General features: G+C 53.1%; 15 protein-coding genes and 1 pseudogene. 8 read left to right on the top strand and 8 right to left on the bottom strand.

The genetic code is table 11. The features are described from left to right. Positions 1-108 precede the first annotated feature (108 nt). The gene (gene nfo / locus ABU190_RS02080; RefSeq protein WP_039079962.1) at positions 109-966 is read left to right on the top strand and encodes a deoxyribonuclease IV; all 858 of its coding nucleotides are present in this window, start codon (positions 109-111) and stop codon (positions 964-966) included. Next, positions 967-2,067, top strand: a complete 1,101-nt coding sequence (locus ABU190_RS02075) for a sugar kinase (protein ID WP_271850760.1) — start codon at positions 967-969, stop codon at positions 2,065-2,067. It abuts the gene before it with no gap. Positions 2,068-2,101: 34 nt separating this feature from the next. Here the strand turns inward: ABU190_RS02075 and ABU190_RS02070 are convergent, their stop codons facing one another. From ABU190_RS02070 to fruB, 6 genes are all read right to left on the bottom strand, one after another. Beyond that, positions 2,102-3,352 carry a NupC/NupG family nucleoside CNT transporter gene (locus ABU190_RS02070; protein WP_354690242.1) on the bottom strand — a complete coding sequence of 417 codons (1,251 nt, stop codon included), beginning with the start codon at positions 3,350-3,352 and terminating at the stop codon, positions 2,102-2,104. 96 nt (positions 3,353-3,448) lie between these two features. Next, complete coding sequence (locus ABU190_RS02065; protein WP_039079959.1) at positions 3,449-4,384, bottom strand: pseudouridine-5'-phosphate glycosidase; 936 nt, start codon at positions 4,382-4,384, stop codon at positions 3,449-3,451. Further along, entirely contained in the window at positions 4,377-5,312 is a 936-nt protein-coding gene (locus tag ABU190_RS02060) for a pseudouridine kinase (RefSeq protein WP_354690241.1), read from the bottom strand. Before ABU190_RS02060 ends, ABU190_RS02065 begins: the two co-directional genes overlap by 8 nt. A 300-nt stretch (positions 5,313-5,612) precedes the next feature. Next, positions 5,613-7,301 (bottom strand): PTS fructose transporter subunit IIBC, encoded by a 1,689-nt coding sequence (gene fruA, locus ABU190_RS02055; protein ID WP_354690240.1) that lies wholly within the window; start codon positions 7,299-7,301, stop codon positions 5,613-5,615. A gap of 15 nt (positions 7,302-7,316) precedes the next feature. Then, positions 7,317-8,255, bottom strand: coding sequence for a 1-phosphofructokinase (gene fruK / locus ABU190_RS02050; protein WP_039079956.1), 939 nt, complete (start codon positions 8,253-8,255; stop codon positions 7,317-7,319). Then, entirely contained in the window at positions 8,255-9,385 is a 1,131-nt protein-coding gene (gene fruB / locus ABU190_RS02045; RefSeq protein WP_039079955.1) for a fused PTS fructose transporter subunit IIA/HPr protein, read from the bottom strand. The genes fruK and fruB overlap by 1 nt, the downstream gene beginning before the upstream one ends. A 381-nt stretch (positions 9,386-9,766) precedes the next feature. Here fruB and ABU190_RS02040 point away from each other — a divergent pair, with 381 nt between their 5' ends. Both ABU190_RS02040 and ABU190_RS02035 read left to right on the top strand, forming a co-directional pair. After that, positions 9,767-10,249 (top strand): isocitrate lyase/phosphoenolpyruvate mutase family protein, encoded by a 483-nt coding sequence (locus ABU190_RS02040; protein ID WP_354690239.1) that lies wholly within the window; start codon positions 9,767-9,769, stop codon positions 10,247-10,249. Continuing rightward, positions 10,195-10,332, top strand: a pseudogene (locus tag ABU190_RS02035) (methylated-DNA--[protein]-cysteine S-methyltransferase); the annotation flags it as partial. The gene ABU190_RS02040 and the pseudogene ABU190_RS02035, both read left to right, overlap by 55 nt. Here the strand turns inward: ABU190_RS02035 and ABU190_RS02030 are convergent. After that, positions 10,329-10,583: a YkgJ family cysteine cluster protein gene (locus tag ABU190_RS02030; protein WP_354690238.1), complete on the bottom strand. Its 255-nt coding sequence runs from the start codon at positions 10,581-10,583 to the stop codon at positions 10,329-10,331. The pseudogene ABU190_RS02035 and the gene ABU190_RS02030 overlap by 4 nt on opposite strands. 145 nt (positions 10,584-10,728) lie before the next feature. On the opposite strand from ABU190_RS02030, the gene yeiP reads away from it, so the two are divergent. Beyond that, the gene (gene yeiP, locus ABU190_RS02025; protein WP_039079953.1) at positions 10,729-11,301 is read left to right on the top strand and encodes an elongation factor P-like protein YeiP; all 573 of its coding nucleotides are present in this window, start codon (positions 10,729-10,731) and stop codon (positions 11,299-11,301) included. 69 nt (positions 11,302-11,370) lie between these two features. Here the strand turns inward: yeiP and uxuA are convergent, their stop codons facing one another. Continuing rightward, positions 11,371-12,561, bottom strand: coding sequence for a mannonate dehydratase (gene uxuA / locus ABU190_RS02020; protein WP_039079952.1), 1,191 nt, complete (start codon positions 12,559-12,561; stop codon positions 11,371-11,373). A gap of 203 nt (positions 12,562-12,764) precedes the next feature. On the opposite strand from uxuA, the gene ABU190_RS02015 reads away from it, so the two are divergent. From ABU190_RS02015 to ABU190_RS02005, 3 genes are all read left to right on the top strand, one after another. After that, a complete protein-coding gene (locus ABU190_RS02015) occupies positions 12,765-14,231 on the top strand; it encodes a fructuronate reductase (RefSeq protein ID WP_354690237.1) in 1,467 nt (488 codons plus the stop codon). Positions 14,232-14,346: 115 nt separating this feature from the next. After that, positions 14,347-15,324 carry a GTP-binding protein gene (locus tag ABU190_RS02010; protein WP_108702303.1) on the top strand — a complete coding sequence of 326 codons (978 nt, stop codon included), beginning with the start codon at positions 14,347-14,349 and terminating at the stop codon, positions 15,322-15,324. A 42-nt stretch (positions 15,325-15,366) separates the two neighbouring features. Further along, the gene (locus tag ABU190_RS02005) at positions 15,367-16,059 is read left to right on the top strand and encodes a phosphatase PAP2 family protein (RefSeq protein WP_039079950.1); all 693 of its coding nucleotides are present in this window, start codon (positions 15,367-15,369) and stop codon (positions 16,057-16,059) included. Positions 16,060-16,446 lie beyond the last annotated feature (387 nt).

Raw genomic sequence — 16,446 nt, 5'->3', positions numbered from 1 at the left:
TATCAAGGCGGCAAATGAAAGCATCCCCGGCGCGGGGTGTGTGAATGAAGCCAACAACGATGCAGCGTGAAGGATGACGCGTATTGCGGGTTTAACAGGAGTCTTTACATGAAATACATCGGAGCGCATGTCAGCGCCGCCGGCGGTCTGGCCAATGCCGCCATTCGCGCAGCAGAAATCGAAGCCACTGCGTTTGCCCTGTTCACAAAAAATCAGCGTCAATGGCGTGCCGCGCCGCTCACCAGCGAGACGATTGATGAATTCAAAGCCGCCTGCGAAAAATACCACTATCAGCCGGGACAAATTCTGCCCCACGACAGTTATCTGATTAATCTGGGTCACCCGGTTGAAGAGGCGCTGGAGAAATCCCGCGATGCCTTTCTCGATGAAGTGCAACGCTGCGAACAACTGGGGCTGACGCTGCTGAACTTCCACCCCGGCAGCCATCTGATGCAAATCGATGAAGATAAGTGCCTGGCGCGCATTGCCGAATCCATTAACGTTGTGCTCGCACAAACCAAAGGCGTCACGGCGGTTATCGAAAATACCGCAGGCCAGGGTAGCAACCTCGGCTTTCGCTTTGAGCATCTGGCCGCCATTATCGATGGTGTCGAAGACAAATCCCGCGTCGGCGTGTGTATCGATACCTGCCATGCGTTTGCCGCCGGGTACGACCTGCGCACCACCGAAAGCACCGCGAAAGTGTTCGCCGAATTTGAACGCGTAGTGGGGTTCAACTACCTGCGCGGTATGCACCTCAACGATGCCAAAAGCGCATTCGGCAGCCGTGTCGACCGCCATCACAGCCTGGGCGAAGGCAATATTGGTCATGATGCCTTCCGCTGGATCATGCAAGACGATCGCTTCGACGGTATTCCGATGATTCTGGAAACCATCAACCCGGACATCTGGGCAGAAGAGATTGCCTGGCTGAAAGCCCAACAAAATGAAGAGGCCGTGGCGTAAATGAACGACAGGGAAAAACAGATATTACAAATCCTGCGCAGCAACCCACTTATTCAGCAAAATGAGATAGGCGATATTTTACAAATCAGCCGTTCACGCGTCGCCGCCCATATTATGGATTTGATGCGTAAAGGGCTTATTAAAGGCAAAGGCTACATTCTGACCGAGCAGGATTACTGCGTCGTGTTTGGCGCCATTAATATGGATATTCGCGGCGTGGCGGATATCCATTACCCGCAGTCCGCCTCCAACCCCGGTAACATCCAGTGCTCCGCAGGCGGCGTAGGGCGTAATGTTGCCCACAACCTTGCCCTGCTGGGCCGCGATGTGCACCTTATCTCCGCCGTGGGGGATGATTTTTACGGCGAAACGTTACTGGAACAGACCCGCCAGGCCGGAGTGAACGTGCAAAGCTGTATTCGTCTGCACGGGCACAATACCTCTACCTATCTGTCGGTTGCCAATCAGCAGGAAGAGACTGTACTGGCCATCAACGATACCCACATTCTGCAGCAATTAACGCCGCAGTTGCTCAATGCCTCACGCGATCTGGTGATGCATGCGGGTGTGGTACTCGCTGATTGCAACCTGACCGAAGAGGCATTGCAGTGGGTCTTCACCATGGCGGGGAATATTCCGGTCTTCGTCGATACGGTTTCCGAGTTCAAAGCCGATAAGATTCGCCCCTGGCTGTCACGCATTCACACGCTGAAACCCACGTTACAAGAGCTGCAAATCTTATGGGGTCAGCCGATTCGTCGTGAAGCAGACAAAATCGCGGCGGTCAATTCACTCCATGAACAAGGGGTGCAACGCATCTTCGTGTATCTGGACGATGATTCCGTGTTCTGCTCTAAACGTGATGGCGAGCAGCTTCTGCTGACCTCTCCGGATCACACCTTCACCGACCGCTTCGGGGCCGATGACGGATTTATGGCGGGGCTGTTATATAGCTTCCTGGAAGGGGGAGATTTTACCGAGAGCGCCCACTTTGCCATGGCCTGTGCGGCGATATCCCGCGCCAGCGTGAGCATCAACAACCCTGCCCTCTCAGCAGAAAATGCGATGGCGTTACTCAATACAAGCAAAGCTGAAGCGTAAGAACGCACGCCAGTGACACTGGCGTGCCGTTGACTCAGGCAAGACCGATAAAGAACCCGGCGATGGTGGCACTCATCAGGTTAGAGAGCGTTGCCGCCGCCAGCGCCCGCATCCCAAGCTGGGCGATTTCCGGCGCACGTTGGGGAGCTATCGCGGAAAACGCGCCAACCACCACGCCAATGGAACCGAAGTTGGCAAACCCACACAGCGCAAACGAAATAATGGCGATGGTTTTGACATCCAGCGAGCCGCCCGCTTGCAGATAAGGGGAGAAATTGAGATAGGCAACGAACTCATTGATCGCCAGTTTCTGCCCGATCAGGCTGCCAGCCAGCGTTGCATCGTGCCAGTCCACACCCATGATCCATGCCAGCGGTGCCAGCGCATAACCAAAGATCCCTTCAAGCGTCGCGTTGCCGAAACCGAACCAACCGCCCACACCACCAATAATGCCGTTTAATAGCGCAATGATCGCCACAAATGCCATCACCACCGTCGCCACACCGGCGGCAATTTTCAACCCGGTCATTGCGCCAGACGCCGCCGCTTCAATGATGCTTTTTGGCGGTGTTTCGGTAAACGAGAGATTTTCAAACGTGACCTGCGAGGCCTCGGTTGCCGGACTCAGCATACGGGCAAACAGGATACCGCCCGGAATCGCCATGAGTGACGCGGCCAGCAGGTAGTCAATCGGCACCCCCATTCCGGCGTAGCCGATCATCATCGACCCGGCAATTGACGCCATCCCGCTACAGATAGCGGTAAACAGTTCGTTGCGATTGAGCTTATGAATAAACGGCTTCACGATAGCCGGGATTTCATTCTGCCCGAGGAAAATCGTGGTCACGGCGACGAAGGATTCGATTTTGCTGATCTTAAGCGCTTTCTGGAAAATCCCACCCAGAATGCGGATCAACAGCCCCATCACGCCAATATAGTAAAGCAGGCTGATTAAGGCGGTAACGAAGATGATCGCTGGTAGTACGCGGAAGGCAAAAATAAACCCGGCACCGTCAAACAGCACATCCATTTTAGGCCCGACCAGCGCACCGAAAATAAAGGCACTGCCCGCGTCGCTGTAGGACATCACTTTATGTACCCCCAGCGCCGCCTGCTCAACCAGCCATTTGCCCGGCGGGAAATAGAGCATAATCCCGCCGATAGCGATTTGCAGCAGCAGCGCCGCGCCAACCGTGCGTAAACTAATGCGTTTTTTATTTACTGACAGCAGAAAAGCGATGGCCAGTAATACCACCATACCCAGAAAACTTCTCATTATATCCATAATGATTTTCCCTTCATGCCAGGAAACCCGGCGTAAACGCCAGGTTTTGGTATGTCTGATATCCCTGCGGGCGACCGCTCACTGCCCGCGCCCGGTTTATGCGAGACGTTGGTACTCTTTTGCGATTTCACATGCCAGCACGGCGTTGTTGAACACCAGCTGAATGTTTGATTTCAGGCTATCGCCGCCGGTTAGTTCGGCTACACGAGCCAGCAGGAACGGCGTGCTCTCTTTACCAACCACGCCCTGCTCTTCGGCCTCTTTCACCGCCCGATCAATAGCGGCGTTGATTTTCTCTTCCGCCATCGCAAACTGTTCAGGAATCGGGTTCGCTACCACCAGGCCACCGTTAAGGCCGGTTTGCCATTTCACCGCCATCGCACGCGCGATCTCTTTTGCGCTGTCCAGACGAATGCTGACCTCAAACGGGCTGGTACGGCAGAAAAACGCCGGCAATGATTTGGTCTGATAACCAATTAACGGTACACCGAAGGTTTCCAGATATTCGGTGGTCAGGCCGAGGTCGAGAATAGATTTCGCCCCTGCGCAAACGACCGTGACATTAGTGTGCGCCAGCTCCTGCAAATCAGCGGAAATATCAAATGTATGTTCGGCACCACGGTGAACGCCGCCAATACCTCCGGTCGCAAAAACTTTAATACCGGCCAGCGCGGCAATAATCATGGTGGATGCCACCGTGGTTGCGCCATTTAATCCAGCGGCGACCACAAAAGGTAAATCCCGGCGACTGACTTTTGCGACGCTGTGCCCTTCACGGCCTAATAATTCAATTTCCTCTTTCGTCAGACCAACTTTCATGACGCCTTTAATAATGGCGATAGTTGCCGGTACCGCACCGTGTTTTCGAATAGTCTCTTCGACTTCAATTGCCGTTTGCGCGTTTTGCGGGAAGGGCATACCGTGAGAAATAATTGTCGATTCCAGCGCCACAACCGGTTTATTATTTTCCAGCGCTTCTTTTACTTCCGCAGAAATATGCAGTAATTCAGGGGAAATCGTTAATTCAGACATCTTGTTTCTCCACTAGTGATGTGACTTTTGAAAAAGATAAGTCAGGATTATTGGTATATTCGGACGCCAGAGCCATAGACGAACACCCTTGCGCAAAACGGACCGAATCGATAAATGAAAAACCTTCTACCCAACAGGCCGCCAGACCCGCCATCATGGCGTCACCCGCCCCGGTGACATTAACGACCTGGGTTTTAATCGGAGGTGACCACCCACTTACGCCATCGCGCTCGCTGTAATAAACGCCGTCGCCGCCCATGCTCAGTACCAGCCGTCGCAGGCCGCGAGCATGAAACCATTCGGCAACCTTTCCTACATCGTCGCGCCCGGAAAGCGTAATGCCACTGAGCGTTTCGGCCTCAAGGCGGTTGGGTTTCAGCGTATGAATCTGTCCCAGCCAGTCGCGTATTTTGACGCATTTCCAGGCGGATACCGGATCGATGAAAACAGGCGTATCTCCCGTATGTGTCAGCAGCCAGGCGAGCGCGTCTTCACTGATATTGCAGTCGGCAACAATTACGCTGGCGTCGCGAATAAAATCGATATGTTTTGCCAGGAAATCCGCAGACAAATGATCGGTAATATTCATATCGTTAATGGCTACCAGCATTTCGCCGGTATTATCGAGGAGCGATAAATAACTCGATGTATTTTCACCTGCAACAATAAGACATTTTTCTATTCGTACACCGGACTGACTGGTTTGATTTAAGAGAGACTGGCCATAAAAATCATCGCCCACCACGGTGAGTAGCCATGACTCAGTTCCCAGCAATGCCAGATTCTGTGAAATATTACGCCCCACACCGCCCGGCGTGAATTTTATTTTCCCCGGATTGGAATCCGCGTAATTCAATACACCATGTGAATAGCCCGCCACATCCATATTGGCGGAACCAATAGTGATTATATAATCCTTTTTACGCATAAAACGCCCTCTGGCAAGAAATGCCATATTAATGAGATCGTCGAGACAACAATTCGTTTATCGTCTGGTTGCGAAACCTTATTAGAGCACATGTTTATTTTTGAACATGTGTTTATCGTAAGCTGAATTTGCGTAAAGTAAATACGCCCAGACAAGCGAAGGTGAATAGATATGAAGGTCATCACAAATTTATAGGGGATGGGACTAAAACACGTTACAGAAATGAGATGCGGGGCACAGAAGGCGGGGAAATAAAAAAAGGGCCGGTCTCCCGGCCCCTTTATTACTCAGTCAATCACATTATGCGGCTTTGGCAACAGCGTCGGTTTCCGGGCGTTTCAGGAACGCATAGACCAGGCCTGCCAACAGGGTACCTGCCACGATAGAGAGCAGATAACCTACAACCGGGGTGATTGCACCTGGAATCAGCAGAACGAACAGGCCACCGTGCGGTGCCATCAGTTTCGCGCCAATCGCCATGGAGATAGCCCCCGTCAGCGCGCCACCGGCGATACAGCATGGCAGAACACGCATCGGGTCACGTGCCGCGAACGGAATCGCACCTTCGGAGATGAAGCACAGGCCCAGTACCAGCGCCGCTTTGCCCCCTTCCTGCTGCCCTTTATCGAATTTCTTACGGGCAACAAGGGTCGCCAGACCCATCGCCAGCGGCGGCACCATACCGGCAGCCATGATAGCGGCCATCGGTGCGTAAGTCTGTGTACTCAACAGACCAACACCAAAGGCGTAGGCCGCTTTGTTCACCGGACCACCCATATCGGTACACATCATGCCACCGAGGATTGCCCCCAGCAGGACAGCATTCGCCGTACCCATGGATTGCAGCCAGGACGTCAGACCTGCAAGGATACCCGCAACCGGTTTACCGATAAGGTAGATCATTGCCAGACCAACAATCAGGCTTGAGAACAGCGGAATGATCAGGATCGGTTTCAGCGCTTCCATGCTTGGCGGCAGCTTAACGCCTTTACTGATGGCTTTCGCCAGATAACCCGCAAGGAAACCGGCAATAATACCGCCGATAAAGCCAGAGCCGGTACTTACGGCCAGCATACCGCCAATAAGACCCGGCGTCAGACCCGGACGGTCAGCGATGGAGAAGGCAATGTAACCGGCCAGCACCGGCACCATCAGGGCAAACGCAGACCCACCACCGATTTGCATCAGCGCGGCAGCCAGCGTATCCGGCGTTTTAAATGCAGTAATACCGAAGGCAAAGGACAGGGCGATACACAGACCACCGGCAACGACCATCGGCAGCATGTAAGAAACACCGGTCAGCAGGTGGCGATAGGCGCCCGCACTCTCTTTTTTACCTTCACTGCTCGCAGCTTGCGTACCGCCGCTCGGCTGATACGTTTTCGCTTCGGCTTGCGCTTTGTCTAATTCCTGCGCCGTTTTCTTCAGTGCCAGGCCCGTGGTGGTACGGTACATCGGTTTGCCAGCGAATTTCGCCAGATCCACTTCGATGTCAGCGGCAACGATCACCAGATCGGCTTGTGCCACTTCTTCCGGCGTGATGGCGTTACCCGCGCCAACAGAGCCGCGTGTTTCCACCTTCACCCACCAGCCGCGTTTTTTCGCTTCGGTTTCAATGGCCTCTGCCGCCATAAAGGTGTGTGCAACACCCGTCGGGCAGGCGGTGATGGCCACGATACGTTTCGGACCACTGTTGGACGTCACAGGTGCCGCCGCCGGAGCCGTGTACGGAGAAGCGTGGTTCTTTGCTTCACTTAAAAACAGTTCCGGATGAGCCACAGCGCGATTGATGTCGCCCAACCAGACTTTCTTACCGCTCAGCGCGCTGTCAGCCGGCACGCGGGAGCCCAGAACGATCGCCAGTTCAGCTTCACCGGGGTTGTCGATAAACTGCAAATTCGCTTTTTGTGCCGCTGCGCCTAACAGGCTTTTCGCCATATATGCGCGAGCTTGACCGAGTTCAGAATCAATTATCAGCAGCGTTTTCATTATGCTCTCCTGCTGTTAGTTAAAGGGTTTTAAGTCAACACGCGCCATCATCGCGGCTAACTGGGTACGATCGGTAATACCTACATTGCTCTGGCTAACGGCCAGTGCAGCCACGGCAGTGGCCAGGCGCAACGTATGTTCACTGGACTCTCGCATTAACAGGCCATAAATCAGACCGCCAACCATTGAATCCCCTGCGCCAACGGTGCTTACCACCTCCATTGACGGCGGTTTGGCGATCCATTCGCCCGAAGCGTTAACCCACAACGCCCCTTCCGCGCCCAGTGAAATAACCACATGGGCAATTCCTTGTTCACGAAGCGCATGCGCCGCGTCGATCACATCTTTCAATTCTGGTAATTTGCGACCAGCCCAAATTTCGAGTTCGCGACGGTTAGGTTTAACCAGCCACGGCGCAGCTTTCAGACCGGCAACCAGCGCATCGCGGCTGCTGTCGAAAATGATGCATGGGCACTGGCTGCGCAGGCGCGTCATCCAGTCGGTAAAGGCTTCCGGGCTCACACCCGATGGCAAGCTGCCGCTGACACAAACCATGTCGAACTGACCCAGCCAGGTCAGAGAGTCTGCAACAAAACGTTCCCAGTCTGCCGGCGTCACTTCGAAGCCGGAGAAGTTGAAGTCAGTGACTTCGCTGTCTTTTTCCGTCAACTTCACGTTGATACGCGTACGGCCCTGAACAATCTGGAAGCGGTTAGCAATGCCCAGTTCGCTGAACAATTGCTGGAAACCGTCCTGGTTGTCTTTACCCAGGAAGCCGCCAACGGTCACGTCGATGCCCAGATCTTTCAGCACTTTCGCCACGTTGATACCTTTACCCGCAGCATGCAGGCCGGTAGTGCGAACCAGGTTTACTTCACCGCGTTCAATTTCCGGGGTATACCCGACCAGATCATAGGCAGGGTTAAGGGTAATAGTAGCGACACGTCTGCTCATTATGCGCCCTCCCCCAAACCGGCAGCGATGGCTTCGCCAATCGCTTTCAGCGCCTGTTCAGCATCATCACCCTGTGCGGTAAAACGCAGACGGTGACCTTTCTTCACGCCCAGCGCGACCACTTTCATCAGGCTACGACCATTGGCGGATTTACCGGTACCGTCGAGGTTAGCGACAGTCACTTCGCTATTAAATTGTTTGATGGTATTGACCAGCATGGTGCCCGGACGGGCATGAAGGCCATGTTCGTTGCGTACAACAAACTCGGCGGTCAGCAGGTTGTCAGCAATAGCGTCATCGCTGGTCAACAGTGCCAGCAGAGTAGCGGCATCTGCGCTCAGAAGACGGTCAGCTTTGTTGTCGAGCAGCAGATTACTCAGACGTTTGAGCACGGCAACCGGCTGGTCATCAGCCATTGCTACGCTGACCAGCAGCGCAACGCTTTCACCGTTCACATCAAATGCTTTTGCAGCCCGGCTGACAGCCACCGCGCTCGCCAGGTTGCCCTGTGCGCTGTCGTTCAGCCAGATCCCCTGACCGAGATTCAGCGGTTGTTCGTTAATCGCGCGTGCCACATAGACAGCATCAACCGCGCCCGCTTCTTTCAGCCGCGCAGCGTTCAACGCCTGCAGCGTCACCAGGTCGCTGGCGACAACGTCCAGGCTCAGGGTATCGTTATCCAGTTTCAGCGACGCCACTTGCTGTTCACCCATCAGTAACGCACGCAGTTCTTCTGCTGTGGTCGCCGATTGCAGTTGTGCAGCAACAGAATCATCGCTCAGGACGTGGGTTAGCTGACGCAGCAGGCCCAGGTGTTCATCAGAACTGGCGGCAATACCGATAGCCACATAGGCGACCTGGCCTTCCCCCCAGAGAATGCCTTGCGGGAACTGGAACACTTTGACGCCGGTTTTCAACACCTGGTCGCGGGTATCAGTCGTCCCGTGGGGAATGGCGATCCCGTTGCCAAGGAACGTTGACGTCTGCTGCTCACGCGCCAGCATGCCATCAACATAACCACCGGCGACATTGCCTGCTTCTGCCAGTGCGGCAGCAATCTGACGAATCGCCTCTTCTTTCGTCCCGGCCTGCTGGCCCGGATGGATGTCCTGAACGGATAACTGGAACATGTAAATCCTCTCCTGCTGAACTGAATCGTTTCAGCTAACTTGAGAAATAATGCGCCACCCTGAAATGTGTTGAAAACAAGATGACGCTGAAACGTTTCGAGAAGTCTTGACTTTTCCGCTTCAGCAATCAAGAAAAGTCTCGTTTTTGATTGCAAAATTACGATCTACTGCACATTTCACTCCCTGGCATCCCATTTTTGCTGAACAAAGCTGACCGTCTTTTAGGTCACATTCAGCACCCATCAGCACGGCAGTATCGTTGAAATGTTGTTCCGTTTTTGTGAGCAAATAAGAGAGGGGGAAAAATACCTGTCCGTTTTTCGGTTGTCGCCCGTCACGCCTTATCGGTACCGATAAGCGGCCATTCAACAGAGGATTGTGATGATGAATTTTGCCCTTTTACACCGACAAGACGGCTCGTTACTGCTAGCAAATGTCTGGGATGTCTTCAGCGCCAGAGCCGCACAGGCCGCGGGTTATCAGGCAATGGGTGCCGCCATTGCCACGATGTATGGCTATGACGATGGCGACGGCATTACCTTCGCAGAACTCCACCACCCGATCGTCCGTTTACAGGCATGCTGTTCCATCCCGCTGGCCGTTGATATGGAGTATGGCTATGGTGACAATCACGAACAGATCATCGAAAACCTGCTCGCGCTGGCTGAACTCGGTGTCGCAGGCATTGACCTGGAAGACAGCCGCGTTCAGCAAAGAAAGCGGGTGTTGCAGGATTCTGCTGAATTTGCATCACTACTGAACGCCATCCGCCAGCGCCTTGCTGACGAACAACACCATCTGTTCATTATCGTATTGCGATTGTCATCCCCTGCCACCGGATCCCCGGCAAGGACGGTGCAATGACCGGCTACGGCGGCGGTATTGCGCGCAAGAAATGGTTACTGGAGCATGAAGCGAAATATCAGTACAGCGCGGAGTCGCCTTAAGGTGTGGTCGCGGCTTCCAGATTAATCAGGAAAGTCATGGCCGCCTCCCGATCGCTGAAACACATGCCAGCGCTCGGTTGCAGGCTGGCGCACACCGCTGGACGTAGCGGGGAGCCGAAAATTTTACACGTGTTGTCATCCGCCAGTTGGACACAACGCGTGTTGGCCGGCTTGCCCTGTGGCATACCGGGGATAGGACTTGAAATCGAAGGGGCGATACAGCACGCTCCGCAATCCGTACGGCATTCCATAATCATGACTCTCTGTTGGGCTGGCCGCCAAACTACCTGTTTTCCCCGTCAAACGCAAAACTCAGCGATTCCACTTGCCTGTAAAGGCCCTCGCGGGTACTTTGTCGCGATATTTTCGTTATTTCTAATTTACAGGATCCCACTGATGCCAAGAGCGAACGAAATCAAGAAAGGTATGGTGCTGAACTACAACGGCAAGCTGCTGATTGTAAAGAATATTGATATTCAGTCACCGAGCGCCCGCGGCGCCGCAACCCTCTATAAAATGCGTTTCTCCGATGTGCGCACCGGCCTGAAAGTCGAAGAACGTTTCAAAGGTGACGATATCGTTGATACCGTGACCCTGACCCGCCGTTTCGTTGACTTCTCCTATGTTGATGGCAACGAATACGTGTTTATGGATAAAGAAGATTACACGCCGTACACCTTCACAAAAGAGCAGATCGAAGAAGAACTGCTGTTTATCCCGGAAGGCGGGATGCCTGATATGCAGGTGCTGACCTGGGATGGTCAATTGCTGGCGCTGGAATTGCCGCAGACCGTTGATCTGGAAATTGTTGAAACCGCACCAGGCATTAAAGGCGCGTCAGCCAGTTCACGTACCAAACCGGCAACCATGAGCACGGGTCTGGTGATTCAGGTTCCGGAATACCTGACCACCGGCGAGAAAATCCGCATTCATATTGAAGAAAGCCGTTATATGGGCCGTGCGGACTAAGCCAGCCTGTAAAAGTAAAAAAGGACAGTAAAAACTGTCCTTTTTTTATTTCAGAACGAAGCTAACGGATTACAACAGGTCGCGGAACAGCGTTTTCTTAAGCGCCAGTTCCACGCCGCGCACTTCCGCCATCCCTTTCAGACGACCAATCGCCGAATAGCCTGGGTTGGTTTTCTTACGCAGGTCATCGAGCATCTGATGACCGTGATCCGGACGGAACGGAATCGGACGCAGGTCGCCGGCTTTCTTACGGCGCTGCTCTTCACTCAGGATCGCCGCCACAACCGAAACCATATCCACATCGCCCTGCAGGTGCGCCGCTTCATGGAAGGTTTTCGGGTTATCTTCACGGCAGGTAGAACGCAGGTGCGTGAAGTGAATACGGTCGCCGAAAGTCTCAATCATATTCACCAGATCGTTATCGGCGCGTACACCATAGGAACCCGTGCACATGGTGAAACCGTTATTGATGCTGTCGACCGCGTTTTTCAGCCAGTGCATGTCCTCAATGGTCGAGACAATACGCGGCAGGCCAAGGATTGGACGCGGCGGATCGTCCGGGTGCACCGCCAGACGCACGCCGACTTCTTCTGCCACGGCAACAATTGCACGCAGGAAATAAGCCATATTTTCGCGTAACTGATCTTTATTGATGCCATCGTATTCCGCCAGACGGGCACGGAACTGATCCAGCGTGTAACCCTCTTCCGCACCCGGCAGACCAGCAATAATATTGCGCGTCAGTTTTTCAATTTCCGCTGCGCTCATCGCTTCAAAATAGGCCTGCGCCTGCTGCTGTTCTTCTTCGGTGTAATCAGCCTGCGCGCCGTCGCGTTTGAGGATATAAAGTTCAAACGCAGCAAAAGCAATCTGATCAAAACGCAGCGCTTTGGAGCCGTCCGGCAGTTCGTATTCCAGATCGGTACGCGTCCAGTCGAGGATCGGCATAAAGTTGTAGCACACGGTATCGATGCCACAGGCTGCCAGGTTGCGGATGCTTTGCTGATAGTTAGCAATCCAGGTGTCATACTGTCCACTGTGCGTTTTGATATCTTCATGCACAGGAATACTTTCCACCACCGACCAGGTCAGCCCTTTTTCAGCCAGCAATGCCTGACGCTGTTTGATTTCTTCTACCGGCCAGACCTGACCGTTGGGAATATGGTGCAGTGCCGTCACAACACCTGTTGCGCCAGCCTGACGCACATCATCTAATGAAACCGGATCGTTCGGTCCGTACCAACGCCAGGTTTGTTCCATCGCCTCACCCTCAAAGTTGTTATACCAATACCGCAAAGCCTATGACGACTACCATACATGTTTAACGGAGAGGGTCAAACGCCGCCGCAAGAATGATTGATCCAGCTCACATTACCCGGATATTTCAGGCACACCAATTCAATTTGCTGTCATATAACTTTACACTGCATATTGTTAATTAATGGTTAAACAGGTGTATTTCAATGCAAACAATTGCCTCCGTAACGCTGCCAGAAACGGTGCAGTTACCTCAATATGATCGCCGTTCATTGCGTTCGCGCATTGTTCACTTCGGTTTTGGCGCCTTTCACCGCGCCCATCAGGCACTGTTGACTGACCGTGTGCTGAACGCGCTGGGGGGCGACTGGGGCATATGCGAGATTAGCCTGTTCAGCGGCGACCAGCTTATGGCGCAGTTGCGCGCGCAGGATCATCTGTACACCGTGCAGGAAAAAGGGGCTGAAGGGAATAAAGCCTACGTTGTTGGTGCGGTTAACGAATGTCTGAATGCCAAACTGGACTCACTGGCGGCCATCATTGAAAAATTTTGCGAACCGCAGGTAGCCATTGTTTCCCTGACCATCACCGAGAAAGGCTATTGCATCGACCCGGCAACCGGTAAACTTGACTTCACTCAACCGCGCATTGCCCATGATCTCCAGGAACCTGGCGAACCGCATTCCGCACCAGGCATTCTGGTTGAAGCGCTCGCCCGTCGACGTGAGCGCGGCCTGCCCGCCTTTACGGTGCTTTCTTGCGACAATATTCCGGATAATGGTCACATCGTGAAAAATGCGGTACTGGGTATGGCGCAGACCCGTTCCTCCGAACTGGCGCAGTGGATTGATACGCATGTCAGTTTCCCCTCAACCATGGTGGACCGTATCGTGCCGGCCGCTACTGACGAATCCCTGGCGGAAATTGCCGCTGAATTGGGGGTTGCCGATCCCTGTGCCATCAGTTGCGAGCCTTATATTCAGTGGGTCATTGAAGACAACTTTGTTGCCGGTCGTCCGCAATGGGAAGTGGCAGGCGTGCAACTGGTACAAGACGTTCGCCCGTGGGAACAGATGAAGCTGCGTATGCTGAACGGTAGCCATTCGTTCCTCGCGTACCTGGGGTATCTGGCCGGGTTTGCCCATATCAGCGATTGTATGCAGGATGAGGTTTTTCGCCGTGCCGCACGTCAGTTGATGCTTGGCGAACAGGCCCCTACGCTTGCTATTACCGGCGTGGACCTCAACGCATATGCGGACAATCTGATTGCCCGTTTTTCCAACCCGGCGCTTAAACATCGCACCTGGCAGATAGCGATGGACGGTAGCCAGAAACTGCCGCAGCGTATGCTGGATAGCGTTCGCGTGCATTTACAGCGTGAAAGCCACTGGCCGTTGCTGGCACTCGGCGTGGCAGGCTGGATGCGCTATGTCAGCGGAACGGATGACGCAGGCGAGGCCATTGATGTGCGCGATCCTCTGGTCGATAAGTTACGGGCTATCGTCGAGACCAGCAGTGAAAGGGAGCGCGTTGGGGCGTTGCTGGCGCTCAGTGAAATCTTCGGTACTGATTTACCCACCGACCCGCGTTTTGTGAATGCCATCGACAGTGCATGGCAACAGTTGCGCACGCAAGGGGCGCACCAGGCGGTGCGTAACGCCCTGCAGATTTAACATTTTCTGCCATTAAAAGGGGCGGAAAGTGCTTTCTCCGCTCCTGCCCTTCTCTTTTTTGCCAATTTTCGCCAGGATTGTCGCACTTATTATTGTGCGTAATGCTGGAGTAAACGTGACGAAAACAAATCTGATTACTGGCTTTCTTGGCAGCGGGAAGACGACGTCCATTCTCCATATGCTGGCAAATAAAGACCCCAACGAAAAATGGGCCGTTCTGGTCAATGAATTTGGCGAAGTGGGCATTGATGGCGCGTTACTGGCGGACAGCGGGGCCTTATTAAAAGAGATCCCCGGCGGATGCATGTGCTGCGTGAACGGCCTGCCAATGCAGGTTGGCCTTAACACGCTGTTACGTCAGGGTAAACCCGATCGTTTACTGATTGAGCCTACCGGCCTGGGCCATCCAAAACAGATTCTCGATATGCTCACTGCCCCGGTCTATGAACCCTGGATCGATCTGCGCGCGACCCTGTGCCTTATCGACCCACGTCAGTTGCTGGACGAAAAAGTGACGGGTAATGAAAACTTCCGCGACCAGCTTGCGGCGGCTGACATCATTGTTGCTAATAAAGAAGACCGCGCCAGCGTTGAGAGCCAACAGGCACTGGAAGTATGGTGGCAGCAACATGGCGGCGACCGTCTGCGTATCAACGCCACACAGGGAAATATTCCCGTGTCGCTGCTGGATAACCCTCGCCGCAATCTGCGCGCACTTCCCACCAGTGCCGAACATCATCACCACACCGGCGAAAGAAAAGGACTGGCGGCGTTAAGCTTGCCTGAACATCAACGCTGGCGACGCAGCCTGAATAGTGGCCAGGGTCATCATGCGTGCGGCTGGATTTTTGACGCAGATACGCAGTTTGACACCATTGGTTTACTTGAGTGGGCGCGCCTTGCGCCAGTTGAACGCGTCAAGGGTGTAATGCGTATTCCCGAAGGGCTGGTGCGTATTAATCGCCAGGGGCTGGATCTGCATATTGAGACGCAAAATGTCGCGCCGCCGGACAGCCGTATTGAATTAATTACCGCCTCCGAAGCGGACTGGAATGCCTTGCAGGCCAGTTTGTTGAAGCTTCGTTTAAGTTAAGGACACTACTGTTTTGCCCGTATTGTTCAAAAATGGATAAAGATGAAGACTCGTTTACCGCTTATTTTTTTGCTTAATGTCGCTGGTTTTGCGCTGTTCCTGTCCTGGTATTTACCGGTCAATCATGGATTCTGGTTTCCGCTGGACGCGGCAATTTTCCACTTCTTCAATAACGGCCTCGTTGAGAACCGTGCATTCCTGTGGCTGGTCGCGCTGACCAACAACCGCGCCTTTGACGCCTGCTCGCTCATTGCAATGGGTTGCCTGATGCTGTCGTTCTGGTTGCGTGAAGACAGCGCCGGACGTCGCCGGATCGTCATTATTGGCCTGACTATGTTGCTGTTTGCGGTGGCTATTAATCAGCTCGCGCAATTGCTTATTCCCGTTAAACGCGAAAGCCCGACACTCTTTTTTAGCGGCATTCATCGGGTCAGTGAATTACTGGATTTCCCGACCAAGGATGCCTCCAAAGACAGTTTCCCGGGCGATCATGGCATGATGTTGCTTATTTTTTCTTCTATCATGCTGCGTTATTTCGGTAAAAAAGCGTTCGCCATTGCCCTGATTATTTTTGTGGTTTTCGCATTCCCACGCGTGATGATTGGCGCCCACTGGTTTACCGATATTGCTGTTGGTTCTCTTTCTGTGGTGCTGATTGGCCTGCCGTGGTGCCTGATGACACCACTTAGCGACAAAATAATTAGCCTGTTTAATCGTTACCTACCGGGAAAATAAACAACTTTCATACAATTTAATAACATGGATGTACGCTAATCATCAGGGATCGTTTTCGATCCCTGATGCAAATTTGTCAAAACTTCGCCTTTTCTGTCATCCCCCTGTCATAACAATCACTATTCAAATTAGCGATTTGCATGATTCTTAACCTAAATTGCCGCTTTTTTAGCCATTCCTGATAATTAACTTTCTGTATCATAATTTCTTATAAAAAAACGCAGAAAAGCGCTCGCAATGCCCGTAGTGATAGGGTAATCTCGGGTCTGCTTTGAGCTAATGAGCAATTATTCTCATAACAAATAAATTTGTGCGTTCATCCACAGATTTGACCACGGGTAATTGTCTCATTGCATACAGCTAATTACTCTCGCTGCGTTGGCATTT

It is taken from the genome of Phytobacter sp. RSE-02 (assembly GCF_040578655.1).
In the GTDB taxonomy this organism is placed as follows: domain Bacteria; phylum Pseudomonadota; class Gammaproteobacteria; order Enterobacterales; family Enterobacteriaceae; genus Phytobacter; species Phytobacter diazotrophicus.
The sequence above is the reverse complement of the archived record's forward strand: the minus strand, read 5'-3'. Positions and strand labels throughout refer to the sequence as shown.